14 protein-coding genes are annotated in these 21177 nt (G+C 50.0%); all 14 read left to right on the forward strand.

The annotated features are described in order from the left end of the window. Positions 1 to 168: 168 nt before the first annotated feature. Positions 169 to 1167 carry an adenosine kinase gene (locus tag RF679_RS01780; RefSeq protein ID WP_309482514.1) on the forward strand — a complete coding sequence of 333 codons (999 nt, stop codon included), beginning with the start codon at positions 169 to 171 and terminating at the stop codon, positions 1165 to 1167. A 67-nt stretch (positions 1168 to 1234) separates the two neighbouring features. Continuing rightward, positions 1235 to 4837 carry an EAL domain-containing protein gene (locus RF679_RS01785; RefSeq protein ID WP_309482515.1) on the forward strand — a complete coding sequence of 1201 codons (3603 nt, stop codon included), beginning with the start codon at positions 1235 to 1237 and terminating at the stop codon, positions 4835 to 4837. Positions 4838 to 4989: 152 nt separating this feature from the next. Then, positions 4990 to 6627, forward strand: a complete 1638-nt coding sequence (locus RF679_RS01790) for a TldD/PmbA family protein (protein ID WP_309484063.1) — start codon at positions 4990 to 4992, stop codon at positions 6625 to 6627. A gap of 12 nt (positions 6628 to 6639) precedes the next feature. After that, complete coding sequence (locus RF679_RS01795; protein WP_309482516.1) at positions 6640 to 7974, forward strand: TldD/PmbA family protein; 1335 nt, start codon at positions 6640 to 6642, stop codon at positions 7972 to 7974. A 155-nt stretch (positions 7975 to 8129) separates the two neighbouring features. Continuing rightward, positions 8130 to 9767 carry a TldD/PmbA family protein gene (locus tag RF679_RS01800; protein WP_309482517.1) on the forward strand — a complete coding sequence of 546 codons (1638 nt, stop codon included), beginning with the start codon at positions 8130 to 8132 and terminating at the stop codon, positions 9765 to 9767. 152 nt (positions 9768 to 9919) lie between these two features. After that, positions 9920 to 11248, forward strand: a complete 1329-nt coding sequence (locus RF679_RS01805) for a TldD/PmbA family protein (protein ID WP_309482518.1) — start codon at positions 9920 to 9922, stop codon at positions 11246 to 11248. A 144-nt stretch (positions 11249 to 11392) separates the two neighbouring features. Then, positions 11393 to 12013, forward strand: a complete 621-nt coding sequence (locus RF679_RS01810) for a DUF4159 domain-containing protein (protein WP_309482519.1) — start codon at positions 11393 to 11395, stop codon at positions 12011 to 12013. A gap of 16 nt (positions 12014 to 12029) precedes the next feature. Then, positions 12030 to 13022, forward strand: coding sequence for an AAA family ATPase (locus RF679_RS01815; RefSeq protein WP_309482520.1), 993 nt, complete (start codon positions 12030 to 12032; stop codon positions 13020 to 13022). Between the two features lie 5 nt (positions 13023 to 13027). Beyond that, entirely contained in the window at positions 13028 to 13915 is an 888-nt protein-coding gene (locus RF679_RS01820) for a DUF58 domain-containing protein (protein ID WP_309482521.1), read from the forward strand. Next, positions 13915 to 15150, forward strand: coding sequence for a BatA domain-containing protein (locus tag RF679_RS01825; RefSeq protein WP_309482522.1), 1236 nt, complete (start codon positions 13915 to 13917; stop codon positions 15148 to 15150). Before RF679_RS01820 ends, RF679_RS01825 begins: the two co-directional genes overlap by 1 nt. Further along, positions 15131 to 17410 carry a hypothetical protein gene (locus tag RF679_RS01830; RefSeq protein ID WP_309482523.1) on the forward strand — a complete coding sequence of 760 codons (2280 nt, stop codon included), beginning with the start codon at positions 15131 to 15133 and terminating at the stop codon, positions 17408 to 17410. The genes RF679_RS01825 and RF679_RS01830 overlap by 20 nt, the downstream gene beginning before the upstream one ends. A gap of 2 nt (positions 17411 to 17412) precedes the next feature. Next, complete coding sequence (locus RF679_RS01835) at positions 17413 to 19227, forward strand: hypothetical protein (RefSeq protein ID WP_309482524.1); 1815 nt, start codon at positions 17413 to 17415, stop codon at positions 19225 to 19227. 428 nt (positions 19228 to 19655) lie between these two features. Beyond that, positions 19656 to 20213 carry a neutral zinc metallopeptidase gene (locus RF679_RS01840; RefSeq protein WP_309482525.1) on the forward strand — a complete coding sequence of 186 codons (558 nt, stop codon included), beginning with the start codon at positions 19656 to 19658 and terminating at the stop codon, positions 20211 to 20213. A 97-nt stretch (positions 20214 to 20310) separates the two neighbouring features. Further along, positions 20311 to 21117 carry an SEL1-like repeat protein gene (locus RF679_RS01845; RefSeq protein WP_309482526.1) on the forward strand — a complete coding sequence of 269 codons (807 nt, stop codon included), beginning with the start codon at positions 20311 to 20313 and terminating at the stop codon, positions 21115 to 21117. Positions 21118 to 21177 lie beyond the last annotated feature (60 nt).

The raw sequence follows: 21177 nt of genomic DNA on the forward strand, positions 1-21177 counted from the left end.
TTCTTTGCGGCAGCATTGTTGTGCCTCAAAATGCAACAATAGACGCCTGCTAGCATGGTACTGACGGGTATAATCCAGCCCTCGACGATGGCATCATTGACTGCTTCTGCACAGAATTGTTAGCGACTCGCCATCACTCTTACGAAAAGACCAATTTAAAGAAGCAAAATGAAACGCGAATTCGATATTTACGGCTTGGGCGCTGCTCTAGTCGACACGGAAATCACCCTGGTTGATGCCGACTTGCATCGCATGCAAGTCGAGAAAGGTGTGATGACCTTGGTCGATGAAGAACGTCAGCACCAATTGATGGCGCACTTGAGTGACCATTTGGTCGCATCCAAACGCGCCAGCGGTGGCTCAGCCGCGAATTCCATCATCGGTGCAAGTTACTTCGGATGTAAGAATTTCTATTCGTGTAAGGTCGCTGATGACGACAATGGGCGTTTTTACTTGCAAGACATGCGTGCGGCAGGTGTTTCGACGCCGACGATGTTAGGTCAAGAGGCTGGCATTACTGGCAAGTGTTTGGTGATGATTACTCCGGATGCGGAGAGAACCATGAACACTTTCCTTGGCATCAGTGGCGAGTTATCGGCCAACGAGATCGATTTTGACGCCATTGGGCGCTCGGAAATGGTGTATATCGAAGGCTATCTGGTGACCTCCCCGAGTGGTCGTGCGGCGGCTATCAAAATGCGTGAACACGCGCGCAAAGTCGGTACACGCGTCGCCATTAGTTTGTCTGATCCAGCGATGGTGCAGTTTTTCCGTGACGGCTTGCTCGAAATGATAGGCGACGGTGTCGACATAATTTTCTGTAATCGCGATGAGGCCATGCAATTTGCTGGTGCTGATACGATCGACGCGGCATGTGCGCAGTTGCAACGTTTTGCGAATACTTTTGCAATCACATGTGGTGCTGAAGGTGCGGTTGTTTATGATGGGTTTAAACTGAGCAAGGTCGAAGCCCCTGAAGTCAAGGCGATTGATACCAATGGCGCAGGCGATATGTTCGCCGGAGCTTTCATGTATGGTCTAAGTCAAGGCTTGAGTTTTGAATTTGCTGGAAAGTTTGCCGCGACCGCGGCAGCCAAAGTGGTAACGCAGTACGGACCACGCCTGCGTCCTGAGCAGCATGAAGAATTAAAGCGTGGTTTCTTTTAGTAGAAAAATAGTGGCAATTTGGTAGCACATTAATCCTTGTTGATGCAGGAGTCATTGACCGAAATCTATGTCTTCTTCCTTCTCAAATCGCATGACAAGTTACTTCGCCGCACTGCTAGTGCTGGCGTTGGGTGTGTTATTTGTCTTGTGGTATCTCGGTTTCCCACAATTAGGTTTGAGTGGTGCCCGTAAGCAGAGCTTGGAAGCTGCCTTACGCGTTCTGGAGACGCGCGCGGACGTTCAGAGTCGTCTCATTGCGATTGAGTTAAAAGAACGCGCCGAAGATACCGCATTCGTTGCCGAGAACACCAAGTTGATCATGGCTACGGTCGCCCACCATGCGGGTGACTTGCTGCAAAAGCAAATTGAAATCATTGAAAAGACGCATCATAAGCGTTTTCGGCAGATTCTCATCGTTGATCTCGCAAGCCGCAGAATTCTTGCGAGCAGCCATCCCGAAGACCAAGGTAAGCCTGTTAGTGAGTTGGGTTTGGGAGAGCGTTTCGACCACCGCCACGGTGATCGTGCGTTAGAAAGTTGGAATGGGCGTGATGGTTCACGCGTACTAGCGATCACCAGTCCCGTAGTGATTTCTGCAGACTCCCAGTCACCATCAGCGCTCTTGATCGCTACGCTCGATCTGCAAGCGTTTTTGGAACAGAGCTTTCAATCGGATTTAAGAACGGTTGCAGACGGCGATACGACGCTGTTGTTCGATCAAGACGGTGAGCTCATTACCAGTTTTCCGAAAGTCGATCACAAGCAACATTTCTTTACGCCCAATCAGCCTGTTCTTGGTGGCTTTGAAGGAACGTTGGAGCAAACGAATCGGCTCGGTGAGAAACTGATCGTGGTGTATCGCAAGGTACAACTCGGCCCAGGTCAAACCTGGACTATGGTCAATTATTCGCGCAAGGATGTCGTCCTTGCTAAGCTTACTCAGCAAGCGAATATTTTGTTGGTAGCTGGTTTTTTGATCACGCTCATTTCGTTGGGTTTAATTTACTTGGCCTCGCGGCGCTTAACTTCAAGTCTGCAATCTCTCGCCACTACTGCACAGCGTTTGCAAGCAGGTCAATGGAATGTCCGTGCCACCGCTGATAGTAAAGAACCAAGTGAAATACGTTTGTTGACGTCGGCTTTCAATGACATGATTGAAGCGATTCAAAATTCAAATAAACACCTAGAGGAAACCATTTCACAACGTACCGAGGAGTTGAAACATTCTGAGGCAAGGCATTTAACCTTATTCAACACTACTGCCAGCGCAGTGATGGTACTTGACCATGAAACCATTATTGACTGTAACCCCGCCGCCATTGCAGTGTTCGGCGCCCATGATCGAGCCGATCTGATTGGACGACATCCATCTCAATTGTCACCAGTCAAACAAGCAAATGGTGACGATTCACGAATTCTGGCTAGTCAAAAAATTCAAGTAGCACAGGAATTTGGACAAGTTGCTTTTGAATGGCTGCATATGCGACTGCACAGCAATGAAGTGTTCGATGCCGAGGTCTTACTGAATCGAGTTGAACTCGACGGTAAAGTCCTGATACAAGGAACGATGCGAGACATTTCGGAGCGCAAGCGGGTCGAGGCTGCACTGCAAGCAAGTGAGGAACGGCATCGCACTTTGGTCGAATGGTCACCCGAGGGCATTAACGTCCATCGAAAAGGTCGCCTCATTTACGTGAACGCTGCGGCAATGCAAATGCTGGGGGCCGATAAGCCCGAGCAACTGCTTGGTAAATCGATCGCCGATATCATTCATCCTGATTACCACCACTTCTTGAAGAGCCGCGTCCGTAGTGTCGGTGAATTGGGAGCGCGCGACCAGAGTCATGATTTGAAATTCCTTCGTTTAGATGGACAGGTGATCGATGTTACTGCACAGGGTACCTTAATCGATTTCGACGGTGCACCGTCGGTCTACGTCGCTTGGCGCGATGTGACCGAGTTGAAACGCAGTGAGGAATCACGCAGGATTGCCGCGACGGCGTTTGAATCGCAAGAGGGTATGTTCGTGACCGATGCCCAATGGAATATCCTGCGTATCAATCAATCTTTCAGTCAGATCACGGGTTACCAATCGAGTGAGTTAGTCGGTAAACCGCCGCATTTCCTCGATGACGATTTCCGTAACGACGCGCTGTTTCAAGATATGAATCTCAGTATCGTTGAGCGCGGAGGTTGGCAAGGTGAAGTCGTCGATCGTCGTAAAGGTGGCGGCGAATTCCATGCGTGGATTAACATTTCGAGTGTGAAAGACGAGCAAGGTGTCATCACCCATTTCGTCGGCACTTTCAATGACATCACTTTGCGAAAAGTCGCGGAAGATGAGATTCGCAATTTGGCCTTCTACGACCCATTGACCCAGTTACCTAATCGTCGTTTGCTGATGGATAGGCTGGAACAAGCGTTGGCTTCAGGTAATCGACACAAGCGGAAAGGCGCCTTGTTGTTTATTGATCTCGATAACTTCAAGACCTTGAATGACACTTTAGGGCATGATCATGGAGACCTCTTGTTGCAACAGGTCGCCGAACGTTTAACGCGCTGCACGCGCGAGGGCGACACCGTGGCTCGACTGGGGGGCGATGAATTCGTGGTTATGCTTGAAGATCTCGAAGAGAACGCTTTCGATGCAGCGAATCAGGCGGAAGTTGTGGCGATCAAGATTTTGTCCGAGCTCAACCAAACTTATTGGCTCGGTGTCAACGAGCACCACAGTTCTCCAAGTATCGGCGTGACACTGTTTGGTGAGAAAGTGGAAACTCTTGCAGAACCGCTGAAACGCGCGGATTTGGCGATGTATCAAGCCAAGGCGGCGGGTCGTAATACGATTCGCTTCTTCGATCCGAAAATGCAGATTTTGGTATCGCAACGGGTGGCCTTGGAAGAAGACTTGCGCGATGCCATGTTGAATGAGCAGTTTGAGTTGTACTATCAAGCCCAGCTCACCGATGATGGCAAATTGTTTGGTGCTGAAGTTTTGATTCGCTGGAATCATCCAACGCGAGGCATGATTTCCCCTGCAGAATTTATTCCTCTCGCGGAGGAGACGGGACTGATTTCGATCCTCGGTTATTGGGTCTTGTACACGGCCACCAATCAACTGGCCAAATGGCGAGACCAAGCTGAGTTTAAGGATTTGGTGATTGCGGTCAATGTTAGTCCTAGTCAGTTCCATCAGAAGAATTTTGTTGAACAAGTGACTGACGCACTCGAACTGACGCAGGCCGATCCACAGCATTTGAAATTAGAGCTCACTGAAGGCTTCTCGATCGCCAATATGGAAGACGTGATCGCGAAGATGAATCGTTTGAAAGCCATCGGTGTTGGCTTCTCGCTCGACGATTTTGGTACAGGCTATTCGTCGCTCTCTTACCTGAAGCGCTTGCCGTTGGATCAATTGAAGATTGATCAAAGTTTTGTGCGCGATATTTTGGTCGATCCGAATGATGCTGCGATCTCGAAGATGGTGATTGTCCTCGCGGAGAGTCTCGGCCTTGCCGTGATTGCGGAAGGCGTAGAAACACCAGAGCAGCAAGCTTTCCTGGCGCAACAAGGCTGTCATGCTTACCAAGGCTATTTGTACAGCAAACCTCTTCCTTTAGCGCAATTCGAGCAATTTGCGCGTCGTTTGTTCCATTCGCATTCTTCTTGAGTAGACGAAAGGGCGCTGCCTAAGTAGATAAGTCGATAAGTAGAGACGGAACTTATTTAACTCCTGTAAGTCAAAAGTGCACTGACATTTCGCACCGCAGTGGTGCGTTCTCGGTTTGAACATGTGGTAGAGCCACAGACACAGGAGACATGATGCAACGACGTGACTTTCTAAATTTGGGTGGTGTCGCACTGGGCACCATTCTGTTACCAGCCTATGCCAAAGAGATAAGTGCTGAGGAGTTATTAAAACCAGTTTCAAACCAGTTTCGTAAAAGTCTTGCAGATACCGCATTAAATGCAGCCACGAGCGCCGGGGCTAGTTATTGCGATGTACGTATCGGTCGCTATCTTAATCAATTTATTTCAACGCGCGATCTCAATGTTGAGAACGTGGCCAATACCGAATCCGCTGGCGTGGGCATCCGTGTGATTGCCAAAGGCGCCTATGGTTTTTCTGCCACCAACGACATGTCGCCCGATGGTGTTGCTGCAGCAGCTCGACAAGCGGTTGCTATCGCCATCGCCAATTCAAAACTCCAGAGCGAACCAGTGCGTCTGGCTCCCAATAAAGGCGTCGGTGAAGTTAGTTGGGCCACGCCCATTAAGAAAGACTGGCGTACCGTGCCGATCAAAGAGAAAGTGGATCTCTTGATTGCTGCTAATAAGGCCGGTATGGAAGGTGGTGCGAACTTCATGCAATCAGTGATGTTCCAAGTTAATCAGCAGAAGTATTTTGCGTCGACCGATGGCTCCTATATCGATCAAGATGTACATCGTTTGTGGATGCCGATTTTCGCGACGGCGGTCGATCAGAAAACCAATAAATTCCGTACTCGCCAAGGCCTATCTTCGCCAGTCGGACGTGGTTACGAGTATCTCGACGCCCGCCCTGAAGATAAGGTCAAAGCCGCAGGTGGCGTGGCTACTCTGTACAAAAATTCCTATGACCTCATCGAAGATGCGCGAGCATGCGGTAAGAGCGCAAAGCAAAAATTGACAGCGAAATCGGTGGTGCCAGGGAAGTACGATTTGGTATTGAGCCCTGAACATCTGTGGTTGACGATTCATGAATCTGTCGGCCATCCAACCGAGCTTGATCGCGTTCTCGGCTATGAAGCGAATTATGCGGGTACGAGTTTTGCAACTCTCGATAAGTGGGAAACCAAGAAGTTTAAGTACGGTTCGCCACATGTGAATATCGTCGCCGATAAGCTGGTGCCAGGTTCTTTGGGTGCGGTTGGATACGACGACGAAGGTGTGAAGACGAAGCGATGGGACATTATCAAAGACGGTATTTTGGTGAACTACCAAGCCACCCGTGATCAAGTCCATATGATTGGTCAAAATGAATCGCACGGTTGTTCTTATGCGGATAACTGGAGCAGTGTCCAATTCCAACGCATGCCTAACATCTCTCTTGCAGCAGGCAAGAAAGCCATGACGCCAGATGAAATGGTGAAAGACGTCAAGAAGGGCATTTACATCGTTGGCGAGGGCTCTTTCTCGATTGACCAACAACGTTATAACTTCCAATTTGGTGGTCAAATGTTCTTCGAGATTAAGAACGGAAAAATCGGTGAGCAGCTCGAAGACGTCGCTTACCAATCGAACACGCAAGAGTTCTGGAATGCCTGCAGCGCCGTGTGTGACGATCGAGATTGGCGCATGGGCGGCTCCTTCTTTGATGGCAAAGGGCAACCGTCACAATCGAGTGCTGTGTCGCATGGATCTAGTACAGCGCGCTTCAATGGCATCAACGTCATCAACACCGCACGTAAAATTGGTTAAGGAAGCACGACTATGAAACAGTTAACTCAAGAAGATGCAAAACGCATCAGTGATAAAGTTTTGTCGTATTCGAAAGCGGATGAATGCACTGTCCAACTCAATGGTAACCGGACGGGCAATATTCGTTATGCGCGCAATGCGGTATCGACTTCGGGCGTAGTGGAAGATACTCAATTAGTGGTGGCAGTCGCCTTTGGCAAGAAGCAAGGTATTGCGACGATTAATGAGTTTGATGATAAATCATTGGAAAAGGTGGTGCGTCGTGCGGAAGATCTTGCACGTCTGGCGCCGGAGAATCCAGAGTTCATGTCCGCAGTCGAAAAACAAACATACAAAGCGACACCAACCTTCGTACAAAAGACGGCCGATATCGATCCTGAATTCCGTGCTCAAGTAGCAGCTTACTCGATTGAGGCATGTAAGAAAAAGAACTTGGTCGCGGCTGGTTTCTTTACGGATGTCAGTGCTTTCACCGCGGGCGCGAATTCCAATGGCGTGTTTGGTTATCAACGTGAAACGGGGCTCGATTTTACCTGTACCGTTCGTACGGAAGATGGTCGCGGGTCGGGATGGGTGAAGCGTTCGATTGGCGATGTGAATCGTTTTGACGCGCGCGAAGCGGCCGATGTGGCGATCGAAAAGGCCTTGCGTTCGGTTGATGCAAAAGCCTTGGAACCAGGACGATACACCGTCATTTTGGAACCCGCGGCGACTTCGGAATTGATCGGTGTCATGTTAGGGAGTTTTGATGCGCGCTCGGCCGATGAGGGACGCAGTTTCCTGTCGAAAAAAGGTGGAGGCAATCGTTTGGGGGAAAAGCTGTTCGATGAACAAGTGAACATTTGGGCGGATCCTTGGAACCCAGATGTGCCAGTATTGCCGTGGGATGGTTCGATGTTGCCGCGCGAGCGCGTTGACGTGATTAAAAATGGCCGCATTAACGCACTGGAATACTCGCGTTTCTGGGCACAGAAACAAAAAGTTGCGGCGCGTGCGGGGCATGGCAACATGATTATGGCGGGTACAGACAAATCGACGGAAGAACTGATCGCCAATACCAAGAAAGGCATTCTGGTGACGCGTACTTGGTATATCCGCATGGTGGACCCACAATCGGTTTTGCTGACTGGTTTGACACGCGATGGCACCTTCTATATCGAAAATGGCAAGATCATGTATCCGGTGAAAAACTTCCGCTTCAATGAGAGTCCAGTCACGATGTTGAATAATATCGAAGAAGTCGGCAAGCCGGTCGTTATTGCAGGCGACGAAGTCTCATATCAAATGCTGATTCCAGCAATGAAGGTGCGTGACTTTAATTTCACCTCATTGTCCGATGCGGTTTAATTTGGTCTTCGTAAGAACAGCAAAAAAAGGGATTGGGAAGTGTGAGGCGCTCATACTTCCTTATTCATTGAATGTTCATTGAAAGTTCATTGAATGTTCATTGAATATTCGTTGAATAAAGCTTGAACTTGTCATGCAGAGTTTCGGGGGAGTACATGGAAAGACGTGAATTTTTAAAGATTGGTGGTATCGCTGCGGGTGGTCTGATGATTCCAGTGTTCGGTAACGCAATTGCGGCCGAGGAACTCATGAACCCGATGGCGAAAGCCTTCAAAAAGAAGTTGGCCGACGCTGCTTTGAATGCGGCAACGCAGGCGGGCGCGAGCTACTGTGACGTACGTGTGGGGCGCTATGTGAATCAATTCATCACCACACGTGATACGCGCGTAGAAAATATCGTGAATAGCGAATCGATGGGCGTTGGGATTCGCGTGATTGCCGGCGGCGCATATGGGTTTGCCTCGACCAATCAAATGACGCCTGAGGCAATCGCAGCAACTGCTAAGCAAGCGGTCGCCATCGCGAAGGCGAACGCTAAGTTACAGAGTGAACCTTTGGTATTGGCGCCAGTGAAAGGTTTGGGTGAAGTGGCATGGGCGACGCCATTTACTAAGGATTGGCGCAAGGTCCCGGTCAAAGAGAAAGCCGAGATGTTGATTGCAGCCAATCGTGCAGGCCTCGAAGCTGGTGCTAGCTTTATGCAGTCGAACTTATTCCAGGTGAATCAAGAGAAATATTTTGCTTCAACCGATGGCTCCTACATTGATCAAGATATTCATCGCCTGTGGGCGCCGATGACGGCCACAGCGGTCGATAAAGCGACCAATAAATTCCGTAGTCGCGAAAGTTTATCGTCACCAGTGGGAATGGGTTTTGAGTTTTTCGATGCCAACCCGCAAGATAAAGTACAAGCAGCTGGTGGCGTGACCACACTCTATAAACGCTCGGTGGACTTGATCGAAGAAGCGCGCGAAAGTGGACGGCAAGCGCGTGAGAAATTGAGTGCCAAATCGATCGAGCCTGGCAAGTATGATTTGGTCTTGAGCCCAGAACATTTATTCCTGACGATTCATGAATCGGTCGGCCATCCGACCGAATTAGATCGTGTCTTGGGTTATGAAGCGAACTATGCGGGTACCAGTTTCGCGACGCTGGATAAATGGCGCTCTAAGAACTTTAAGTTTGGCGCAGAGCGAGTCAATTTCTTCGCTGATAAAACTACGCCCGGTTCGCTCGGAGCGGTAGGCTACGATGATGAAGGCGTGCCGTGCAAACGCTGGGATATTATTAAAGACGGCGTGCTCGTGAATTATCAAGCGACCCGCGATCAAGTGCATTTGATCGATCAAAATGAATCGCACGGATGTTCTTACGCCGATAGTTGGAGCAGCGTTCAATTCCAACGTATGCCGAACGTCTCTTTGGCGGCAGGCAAAGCAGCGTTAACGCCAGACGAAATGATCAAAGATGTGAAAAAAGGCATCTACATTTTGGGACGTGGTTCTTATTCCATCGACCAACAACGCTACAACTTCCAATTCGGTGGCCAACTCTTTTTCGAAATTAAGAACGGCAAAATTGTGGGGCCAGTGGAGGATGTTGCGTATCAATCCAACACGCAAGAATTTTGGAATAGTTGCAGTGCGATTTGTGATGAACGCGACTGGCGCATGGGCGGTTCTTTCTTCGATGGTAAAGGCCAGCCAAGTCAAGTCAGTGCCGTCTCACATGGTTCTAGTACCGCGCGCTTCAATGGTATCAATGTGATTAATACCGCACGTAAGATCGGCTGATCCTAAAGTGAATTCACGTGAGCTCAAATGAAGAGCTCTATGTAAATTATTCATGTATGTCGTTGTGGTTCACCTTTGAGAGATGCTTGCAAAAGGTAATCTGCTCCGCCTGAAGTGGCGCGATGGTGAAAAGAAAATACAAGGAAAAACAAATGATGCAGATGAGTCAAGAAGAAGCAAAACGAATTTGTGATCGCGTGATGGCATTGTCGCGCGCCGATGAATGCCGAGTCAGTATTCAAGGCACACGGGCTGGTAATATCCGCACTGCGCAAAATAGTGTATCGACTGCCGGCCTCAATCAAGATACGCAAATGTCGATCAGTGTCGCTTTTGGCAAGCGGCAAGGCACCACCACCATTAATGAGTTTGACGATAAGGCATTGGAGCGTGCGGTACGTCGTGCCGAAGACATTGCACGACTTGCGCCAGAAAATCCAGAGTTCATGCCTGCCGTTGGTAAGCAAGAGTTCCGTGCGTCGAACACGTATTTTAAAGAAACCGCCGCAATCGATCCTGAATATCGTGCGGAGGTCGCGGCTCAAAGTATCAGTTTGGCGAAAAAGAATAAGCTCATTACGGCGGGCTTTTTCCTCGACACTGTAGGCTTTGAGGTGATCGCTAATTCGAATGATGTGTTTGGCTATCAAGAGTCTACCAATCTCAGTTTTAGCTGTACTGCGAGGACGGAAGATGGGCGAGGTTCTGGTTGGGTCACACGTTCGGCGAACGATGTTCGTTTATTCGATCCGCGTGAAGCCTCTGAAGTCGCAATTGAAAAAGCACTGCGTTCAGTCGATGCAAAAGCATTGGAGCCAGGCCGCTACACCGTGGTACTCGAACCTGCGGCCTCCTCTGATATTTTGAGTTTTATGTTCAATGCCTTCGATGCGCGATCGGCCGATGAAGGTCGCAGCTTCCTCTCGAAAAAAGGAGGCGGCAATCGCTTGGGCGAAAAAATGTTTGATGAACAAGTCAATATTTGGACCGACCCTTGGAATGCGGATGCGCCAGTAGTGCCTTGGGATGGTGGTTCGATGCTGCCTCGTGAAAAGATGGCCATGGTGAAAAACGGCAAGATTGAATCGCTCCAATATTCTCAGTTCTGGGCCAAGAAGCAAGGCGTCGCTGCGAAGGGACGCGCTGGCAACACGATCATGGCTGGCGGTGATAAAAGCACCGAGGAGTTGATCGCTTCGACCAAGAAAGGGATCTTGGTAACACGTACTTGGTATATCCGTTCGGTTGATCCGCAATCGCTGTTGGTGACCGGCCTGACCCGCGATGGTACTTTCTACATCGAAAACGGCAAGATCAAGCACCCGATCAAGAATTTCCGTTTCAATGAGAGTCCAGTGACGATGTTGAACAACATCGAGGATTTAGGGAAGACGCAAGTCTTTGGCGATGGTCGGAAGATGGTGGTGCCAGCAATGAAATTACGTGACTTTAACTTCACTTCCTTGTCTGACGCGGTATAGAGCCAGGACGTCGAAACGATAGAGTGCGAGCGAGGCTGCTGGAAAACTCACCGAAGGTCTGAATTCATATGACTGAGGTGTGGCAGCCAAGCTCGCACAACGCAGCCAAATGCTCGCGAGTTGACGCCAATACAGAATTTGCGCATGAGTTCCTACGATTTTTACTTCACACGATTGATCTACGATTCCGGAGATTGGGACGTCGATATTCGCATGCCGAGTAATGTTCTGAATTCTTTAGTGGAGTACACCACTTTACGGGTCGATACGGTAGAACGCGTCGTGGCGCTGTCCGATCCCAAAATGCTGGAGGCGCCATTTTGCTATCTAGCAGGACATAAATTGGTGCAATTTAATCCGCAAGAGAGACGCAATTTAGAGCGTTATATTCGTGGTGGTGGATTTTTATTTGTCGATGACTGCAATCACGACATTGACGGGATTTTCGCGAAATCTTTTGAAGCAGAGATGATGAAAATTTTTGGTCTCAAAGCTCTCAAGAAAATCCCCAACACCCATCCGCTGTATTCATGTTTCTTCAAATTTGATGGACCGCCCAATACAAGTGTTGAGCTCAATGGTTGGGGGGATGACTTAGTACACGACTACTTGAAGGCGATTGAAGTGAATGGCCGTGTCCGTCTTTTGTATAGCAATAAAGATTATGGTTGCGAGTGGGATTACGACTTTCGTAATAAACGATTTCTAGCCGTCGACAATACACGCTTCGCGGTCAATATTATTCAATACGCACTTGGTGCGTAGATGAGAGGAGTTTGAGGTGCACACCAGTTGGAATGAAGCAGAAATTGCGAGCTTACATGAGAAATTAGCTGCCTTACGCGCAAGTATGGGGCAAGTCATTGTGGGGCAGAAAGACGTGATCGAGTCACTGCTGATCTGTTTGATCTCTGGCAGCCATGCTTTACTTGAAGGTGTGCCCGGCTTAGGTAAGACCTTGTTAGTGAAATCATTGGCGCAAGCGACCGATTTGCAATTCCGTCGCGTCCAATTTACGCCAGACTTGATGCCCTCTGATATCGTTGGTACCGAGATCTTAGAAGAAGATTTGACGACGCGCCAACGTGTGTTTCGTTTTCAAGCGGGCCCTGTATTTACGCAAGTCTTGTTGGCCGATGAAATTAACCGCGCGCCGCCCAAGACGCAATCGGCTTTGCTCGAGGCGATGCAAGAACGGAGTGTCACTTTTGCAGGACAAACGCATCGTTTGCCGAATCCTTTTTTCGTGTTAGCCACGCAAAATCCGATTGAGCAAGCGGGTACTTATCCTTTGCCCGAGGCGCAATTAGATCGTTTCTTATTGCGAATCGATGTTGGGTACCCGACTGAAGCAGAAGAAATTGATATGGTGGCTCGCACCACGCACGCCGGTTTAGCCGAGGCCACGCCAGCGATGGATGTCACTAGCTTGTTGCGTCTGCAAACTTTAGTGCGTGAAACAGAGATCGGTGATCATCTGTTGCGCTATGCAACGCGATTGATTCGTGCAACACGACCACAGGATAGCGCGGTCGAACGAGTGCGCAAACAAGTTGCCTGGGGTGCGGGGCCGCGTGCCGGCCAAGCCTTAGTGTTAGCAGCCAAAGCGCGTGCTTGTTTATATGGCCGTTTAGCCGTGACACGCGAAGATATTGCGGCGATGCTCCTTCCGGTGTTGGCACATCGCGTCTTGCGTAACTTTGAGGCAGAAGCTGATGGTGTGGCGATTGCGGATATCTTGCAAGCGATTACGGCTCAAATTCATATCGAATAAGTCTCATGCACGACCTCCCCACCTTGCTGGCTCACAGCAAAGATCTTGACCTCATTGTTCGTCACGTGTTGGCGGGCTTAGGGCATGGTTTGCACGCCGGTCGTGAACGCGGTGCGGGTGTGGAATTTTCCGAATATCGCGCCTATGCGCCTGGGGACGAGTGGCGCCGTGTTGATTGGAAGCTGTTGGCGCGTAATGATCGTTATTATGTACGTGAGGCGGAACGCGATAGCCATGTTGCCGTATGGTTTTGGTTGGACGCCAGTGCGTCGATGGCGGAGACTTCCTACCAAGCGCATGCGCAGGGCTATAGCAAATTGGACTATGCACGCGTAGTGTTGGCGTGCCTTGCGGCGATCGCGCAGCGCCAAGGTGATGCATTTGGTCTCATGATTGCGAGCGATGGCGGTATACAAATGACGCCGGTAGCACGAGGACCACGTCAGTTCCAGCGAGTGGTGGCGCGTGCTCAAAAAGCGCAGGCGCGTGGTTCTTTACCTAATGCCGAGACCCTTGCCGCGCATTTGCATTTTGCGCGAGCGCCGAGTCTTTTATTTTGTATCACGGATGCTTTAGATTGGCCTTCGGCACAGAGTGAGAGTTTAATGCGCTTGCGTCGTATGCAACATGATGTTCGCATCTTGTGCTTGCAAACCGAAGCGGAAAAAGAAGCCAATTTTGCACGCGACCGAAATTATGTTGACCCAGAACATCCGACTCGCTGGGTCGCTTGGCGCGATGTCGATCGCCAAGCTTATCTAGCGAATGCGCAAAAACACTTTTCGCAGGTGGCGAGCGATTGCCGTAGTGCCGATATTCCCTATTGGCAGTCTACGATTGAAGAGAGCCCCGCTAGTTGTTTGCGTTCCTTTTTACGTCAGGCGAGGCGCTAATGTTCACGCTGAATGCGCTCTTTACGTGGTGGTGGCTGGCCTTACCTACTGTGTTGTTACCCTTGTGGTGGCATCGCCAACGGCAGAAGCAGCAACAAGTTTTTCCTTTAGCCAGTGCACAGTTTTTGCCAAATGCAGAACCGCAAACAGTGCAAGTATGGCGTTGGCGCGAGCTCATTCTCTTGTTGTTACGCCTGGCTATGCTGCTTTGTTTGATCGCACTCTTGGCGCAGTTCATCCGCGGGCAGCGTGGAGATACCGTGTTTGTCTCTAAAAAAGCAAACCCAACTTGGATTGCAGCGCAGCTAGCACAGCTCAATCAGCTCAGGCAGCAATCGAAGTCTCTTGAGGTATTAGAGTATTGCGAGCACGCGCCTTGCGATATTCAAACGGATTCCATTTTCGCTTGGTTGGAACAGCATCAAGCTCAGTGGCAGGATTCGAGTCGTTGGTACTTACTCGCCGCCGAAGCAGAATTATCCATGCCAGCCCAGGCACCGCGTTTCACGCCAGCGTTCGAATTGCGCATCGCACCTCAGTTGGATGGGAATAAGGGCAAGGTTCCTGCTTCGCCCGCGCAGACAATCGCTGTTTATTTGAATACGCCACGAGCAGATGATTGGCGCAAATGGTTTCAAGTTTTTGAAGTCAGCTCTCAGGGACAATTGCATTTTGTGCTTGAGGAGACCATGCCCTCTAAAGTGCAATTGATTGTGTGGGAACGAGATTCTGCACCAGAGGAAGGGCTCAAAGCGCCTCTGTGGTGGACCACCAATCCGTCGCTGCAGCAAGGTGCGCAAACAGCATCACATCGTTCCAGCGCTGTCGCCTTGTCCCCTCAAACGCCATTACCGCAAGGCGGTAATGGTTCGGCGTCGTTCAAACAATTTGAAACCGCACGTGGCCGGGTGTGGTTCGCAGATCAGCGTGATTGGCCTCTGCATTCCGATGATAGTCTCGCCGCTTGGCGCTTATTCGAGGCGTGGCGCGCCAGTCAGACCACTTTCATGCCCCCGCCCGCTGTTTCCTATCAAAGTCCTGCGATGAAGGATGTGCAGAAACAAGGACCGAATGTCACACATTTCAATTCACCCACGACGCAGCAATTCAGTCCTCGCCCAGCTTGGGAAGTTGGTAAGAGCTTGCGCAGTGAATGCGAAACGATACTGCTGAGTCTATTTGTGTTGTTCTTCTTATGTGAGCGAGTATTGCATCATGCCAAACGCAAAGCATAAGCTTCTTGAACATTTCCGTTCACAACTCTTCGGTGCGGTTCTGTTGCATCGTGCACCCTTATGGGCTGCGGCTTGGGTGCCGTGGCTCACCTTATTTTCTGTGCGAGGTGAGTGGCGCGTAGTCGTGCTGACGTGTGTTTTGCCGCTCACATTGGTTGTGCTTGAAACGCTGTATTGGCGCCGCAGTATTGCGCAAAAAATGTGGCAATGGCTGAATCATGCTAGTCCGAGTATGGAAGACAGCAGTCAGTTGTTGCAAGAGGCTCGCAGCCCCATCGCTCGCCTGCAACAAGATAGAATTCTGCAACGTTTGGAACGCGAGAGCGACGCGGGACTGCCACAGCAAATTGCCTTGCGTTTCGCCACCGCTGGTTCTCTTTATTGGTGGAGTTTGTTCCTCAATGCCGTGCTCGTCCTGATCCTATTCTTTGCTTGGCCATGGGGCGCCGCTGAGAATTCAACTTCAGTGCACCCGACCAAAGCCACCGCTGCCACCACGCTGAATCGAATCGTTGTGAGTCGACTGCAGCTTCATATCCAAGCGCCAACTTACACTGGGGCGGCCACATTGGATACAGAGCCGAAGGATCTCGAAGTCTTAGAGCAGAGTGAAGTGAGGTGGTGCGTGCGTCTTCGTGGAGCGACCCAGGAGTCTGTATATGAAGATTTTCTCAAAGCGCACCCTCTTAATTTGAGCAACGGCGATACCTTGCAGTGGCAGCTTGCGAATTCAGTTTCTCAGGCAGGACTTGAACAAGGCTCTTCGATGTATTGTGCTAAGTGGACCGCTACTGAATCTATCTTTTGGTCTTGGCAAGATGGTGAGGCCGATGTAAAAAATGGTGCAGGAAAAGTTGGTGAATCGGGCAATCGTTGGACCATTAAAATCAAATTCGATAGCGCGCCTCAAATTCTGATTGAGCAACCACAGGAAATGTTGCAGGTCCTTAGCGCTTCGGCCAAAGAAGTCACCACGCTCATCACGGTGCGTGACGACTACCGAGTTCAAAATGCACAACTTCATATGACCTTGGCACGCGGTAGTGGTGAGAACATTCGATTTAGTGATCGTGAAGTACCGATTCCACAGGGACAGGATCCTAAAGTACGTCAATGGAAGCGCAGTTGGAGCCTGCAGGAGCTGGGAATGGAAGTGGGGGATGAGTTGTATTTCTTTGTACGCGCCAGCGACAATGCACAACCTGCACCGCACCAAACTACTTCGCCGACTTATACCTTAAGAATGCCGAGCCCTGAAGCCAAGGAAGAAGCGAGTTCGGTGTTGCCTATTTTGGCGAAACCCGAGTCCTTACGGAGTCAACGGCAAATCATTATTGATACCGAAACTTTGCTAGCGGATCTCAAAGCAAATCCTCGTATCAACCCAGCGGTGATCCGTTCGCGTAGTGAAACGATTGCGAACGACCAAGCTGCGTTACGCCGTCGTTATGGTAAATTTTTAGGCGAGGAATCAAGTCTGTTTGGTGATGAAGAACATCACGAGGATGATGGTCATGCACATGGTGGTGAGGCACAGAGTGCTCCGGGTAGGGCAGTGGATATGGCAGCGATGTATGGGCATGCGCACGACCAGGCGGAAAATGCCACCTTGTTCGATGAGGCCACTAAGACAATCTTACGCCAAGTATTGGCCGCTATGTGGGATGCAGAAAAAGCCTTACGGGCGATTACGCCAGCAAGTGCTTTAGTGCCGGAGAACAAAGCACTAGAAGGTATCAAACGCTTACAGCAAGCTGACCGCATCTACTTACATAAGGCGGCTTTCACACCGCCGGCCATCAAGGAAGAAAAACGTTTGAGTGGCGATGCTCTCGAAGCGCGCAACTGGAAAGCGCAGCAAGATCAAAACGAGAAGAGAATACCCGTCGAAATTTCACTACTGATGGAGCGTTTGGCAAACCAACACCCTTTACCTGTTGATTGGAAAACCCAAGCGCGTGCCTGGATTACTCAAGGCATTCCACAAGATGATCAGCGCTTAGCCGCATTGGCTGCGGTGCAAGATGTGAGTGAAGGGTGTCAGAGTTGTCAACAGACATTACGGGCTTGGTTGAGGCAAGCAACCCCTGCAGCAAGTTTATATTTACAAGCGCCGAGTTCTACTGATACCTCAGCTTGGACGGCGAGCCGCGAGCATCATCAAACCGATCAACGAGCATCTGCTAATCCACGCTTTCAGAAAGCCTGGCGCGCTGCAGGAATGAAAGAGCCTCGTTCTGAACAAAGTTCGAAGAGGTAACGATGAATCCAACACAGCTCCTAGCAAGTGGCGCGGTCGTCGTTGTCGGTGCATGGTCCGCACTGCAGTATTGGCGGCAGGGACGCAAGCTTTCGGTGTTTCTCGTCATGAATCTCACTGTCGCCATCGTTGCATTACTGTGCTGGGATTCAATCACTACCCAGTTGCGTGCACCGCTGCAAGCGATGTGGAAGTCGAGCGGGCAGCATACTAGTGTCGACTGGGATAGTGATCAGCAGTCTTACCTCAGTTCCACCATGTTAAAACAATTGGAGCACCGTACTGAGATCGTGATGCAGGGAGACGGTTTGCGTGCCAGTCAGTGGCGTGATGTCCCTGCGCGACGTTTGACTTGGCAAGCACCACAAGGGCGGGATCGCATTCAACTTCAAGCACCGAGTGGAATTGCTTTAGGGCGCGAGTTTGAGTTGCTGGTGCAGCGTCCTCAATGGTCGTCGACCACCGCAAAGAAAACATGGTCAGCACAACTTCTCGCTGAGAATGGTCAGTTGTTAACCCAGCAGAGCAGTGAGGGATCGCAGCTCACACTGCGGTGGTTGCCACCGGTCGCGGAACGTCTGGAATTACAGTTGAAGGTCCTTGATCACGATGGTCGCGTCATCGATAGCGGCCCCATTCCGCTCGAGGTGAAACCGCTTCGGCCTTTGCAGGTCAGCGCGCGTTTTAGCGCTGCCTCCTTCGATGTCAGCAGCTTGCGTCAATTGCTGCAGGCGAGTGAAGCGAATCTCGATTGGCAAACGCGCATGGGACAGACAGTACAGCATCAATTACAGGCGCGGGATGCAATGGCGCAGACCGATTTGGTGTTGATGGATGCTGGCTATTGGGAAAATGCGAGTGCACCAATACGTCAGCAAATTCTGCAGAAAGTCGCGCAAGGAAGTAGCTTGTTGATCTTGGGGGCGAATGCCCGGCAAGCACACATTTGGCGCGAGTCTATGGGTTTGGAATTGCGTCCAGCTGCGTCGAATGCAAGCAATCAAGCCACAAATCAAGAAGTTGCCTTTGAATGGATGCAAGCTTCGCCACGCATGGAAACCAAACGCCTAGTGATGGTGGCGACGCCATTGCAGGCGACACCGAATCCAAAATGGTCGAATTTGCCTTTGCCCAAGGTTGTGAAAGATGATGCCACATCGATCGTTGGACGCAATTGGGATCAAGGGCGGATTGTGTGGATCGGTGTCAGTGATTGGCATCGGTATGCGATTAGTGCGCCGGAAACTCTGAAGCAGTGGTGGCAAGCTTTACTGGATCAAAGTTTAGCCGCGACACAATCTGAAAATCATTTACGTGTGCGGGAAACCATGCCCTTGGTCGGTGAGCGCATCAGCCTTTGTCTTGATAGAGAAATCGAGAGTGATGCCGAGATCAAGGCCTTGCGTGATCCAACACAAACGATGTACACATTCGTTGCGAGTCTTGATGAAGTCGGCCAACATTGTGTGAGCTGGCGCGCACAAGAGGCGGGTTGGCAATCGTTCTCCTTGATGCCGAACACCGCTAAAGTTTCGCAAAAAGTAGGTCAGGATTCAGCGCAAACTAACGTCGATGGTTCAGCGAGCGAGCAAAATGAAATCCGCCGTTGGATCTATGTTTATCCACATCAGGCTTGGCCAACATGGCAAAGAGAATTAAAGCGCGAGGCGACCTTGGCATACCAGAATCGAATTGCTGGTTCAGTGACGACGGCGCCTTTGGAGATGCCTCGTTGGCCTTTACTGGTTTGGATGATTGTTTCGAGTTTGATGTTGTGGTTCTTTGATACGCGTCGAACTGAGAAACGCGATTGGTAAACTTTATTTTGTACGTGTCGTGTAAATCCATTTTCGTTTGGTTCACAGCTCTTTTTTGGATCAGTACAAAACAAAATTTATTTTAAATCTAAACTTGTTGCTCGCTTGATACGCTTTTATTTGTCATAAGATCTATGACTATTTTCAATTCAATCGCTGATTTTATTTAATTCTGCGAGCAAGTTAGCGAAGGAACTTCGCGCAGCTTTTCCTGAAAAAGCGACTCTTGATGTGCGGCAATCAAGTTGCATCTTGTCGCGAGATGCAGCGCACTTAGACAGCCTTTTCTTGCTACGTCAATTCGTTTTTACTTCTTCCTCAGCACACCAAATCTGGTGTGTTTCGAGTCCTGTGAATGATGTTTGTTTGCAGGTCAAACGTGAACGTGGAGGTGCGCAAGAACACCTCCATACTTTGGAGGAAGAAACATGAATAAGAAGTTAAAGATCGCTCTGGCGATTGCATTGGGACTGACAAGTGCTGCACAGATTGCCTACGCAATGACAGTGAACTCAACCTATGTCAGTAAAACGGGGACTGAAATTCGCGGAATTTTCGGTCGTTATTCCAACCCAACGATTTATCTGGATCGCCGTGCTTGCGGTGAGTCGCAACTGTCGGCGATGGCATGCGGCCCTTACACGATCAGTGTCGGTAGCCAGTTTCTGCAAAATGCCGAAAACACCTACGGCAATTACGCAGCGAAAGCCATTCTCGGACATGAGTGGGGCCATACCATTCAGTTCACTTATAACATCAATCCAGGCCAACCCTATTTAGAGCTGCAAGCGGATTGCGCGGGTGGTTCTTATATTCGTTACGCGGTAGACACCTTGCGCTATCCGAATTTCTTGGCGACCGCGGTCAATACGGCTCGGGCCTATGCTGGTGGCGATCATGGCACACCAGCACAGCGTGACTACTACACACGTTGGGGCTATACCAATGGCATTTCCAAGTGCTTGAATAATTTGCCACGCGTTTAAGAAAGTTTTGCCAGTAAAGAGATGTTGGCTACTGACAGCATCTCTTTACATCTGTACGACAAAATAAAAATCTAGGTGCAGGACGGGGAGATTGGGAATGAAAAAATTAAACTACATATTGCTACTGGGTGCTGGCTTATTGGTCGGTAGTTCTTATTTTTTGTGGAGCTCACTTCAGAGCAAGCAAGAGGTGTTGGCAGAACAGCTGAGCGAACACAAACATACGGGGAAGGAACAGGTTCTACGCGACCCTTTGGCAAATCAAGCTGATGGATCGGCTAGTCTTCCTAGAGCCAACAATCATCGTTTAGCCAACCCGTGGGAGAGTGCTCCAACCGTGATCGGTGAGGCAGGCCAGAACGATGCTGTACGAACTCAAGGTGTCGAATCGCTAGCGAAAATGGCTGAGCCTGAAAAAGAAGTCGTTTCCGCAGCGGAACTAGCACGTCGTCAGAAACTGCAAAATTTGGGTTACATGGTGCCGACCGACTATTACACCAAAGATCTCAAGACCTTGCGTCAACTTGCGAAGGCAGGCGACGCCTATGCGATGGTTCATTTGGGGGAGAAGTACGCTTTTGAATTGAATGGACAGACTTCCAATCCAGAATTCGAACAAGGTGTTGATTACGCTAAGGCCGCGAAACAGTCATTTAAGGACGCCCTAGTCGCGGGCAATATTCGTTCAGCGGGGATCATCGCTGAGCTGTATTTCCAAGAACAGAATGTGACAGAGGCTTATGCTTGGCATTTAGTCTCGGATCAACTGGGTGACGATATCAGTGCAAATTGGTTTAAGCGAACCGAGATGGCGCAACAAGCGAGTGCGCAGGTGAAGCAAGCGGCACAGACGCGTGCCAATCAGATTATGAGTGAGCTCAAGTTGAGCAAAAAATCTGGCTAGAATGAAGTGAGGCTGAATTGAAGCGCTCTAAAAAGAACAGCCCGCTATGCACCTGAGCGA

Source organism: Undibacterium cyanobacteriorum, from assembly GCF_031326225.1.
Classification (GTDB): domain Bacteria; phylum Pseudomonadota; class Gammaproteobacteria; order Burkholderiales; family Burkholderiaceae_D; genus Undibacterium; species Undibacterium cyanobacteriorum.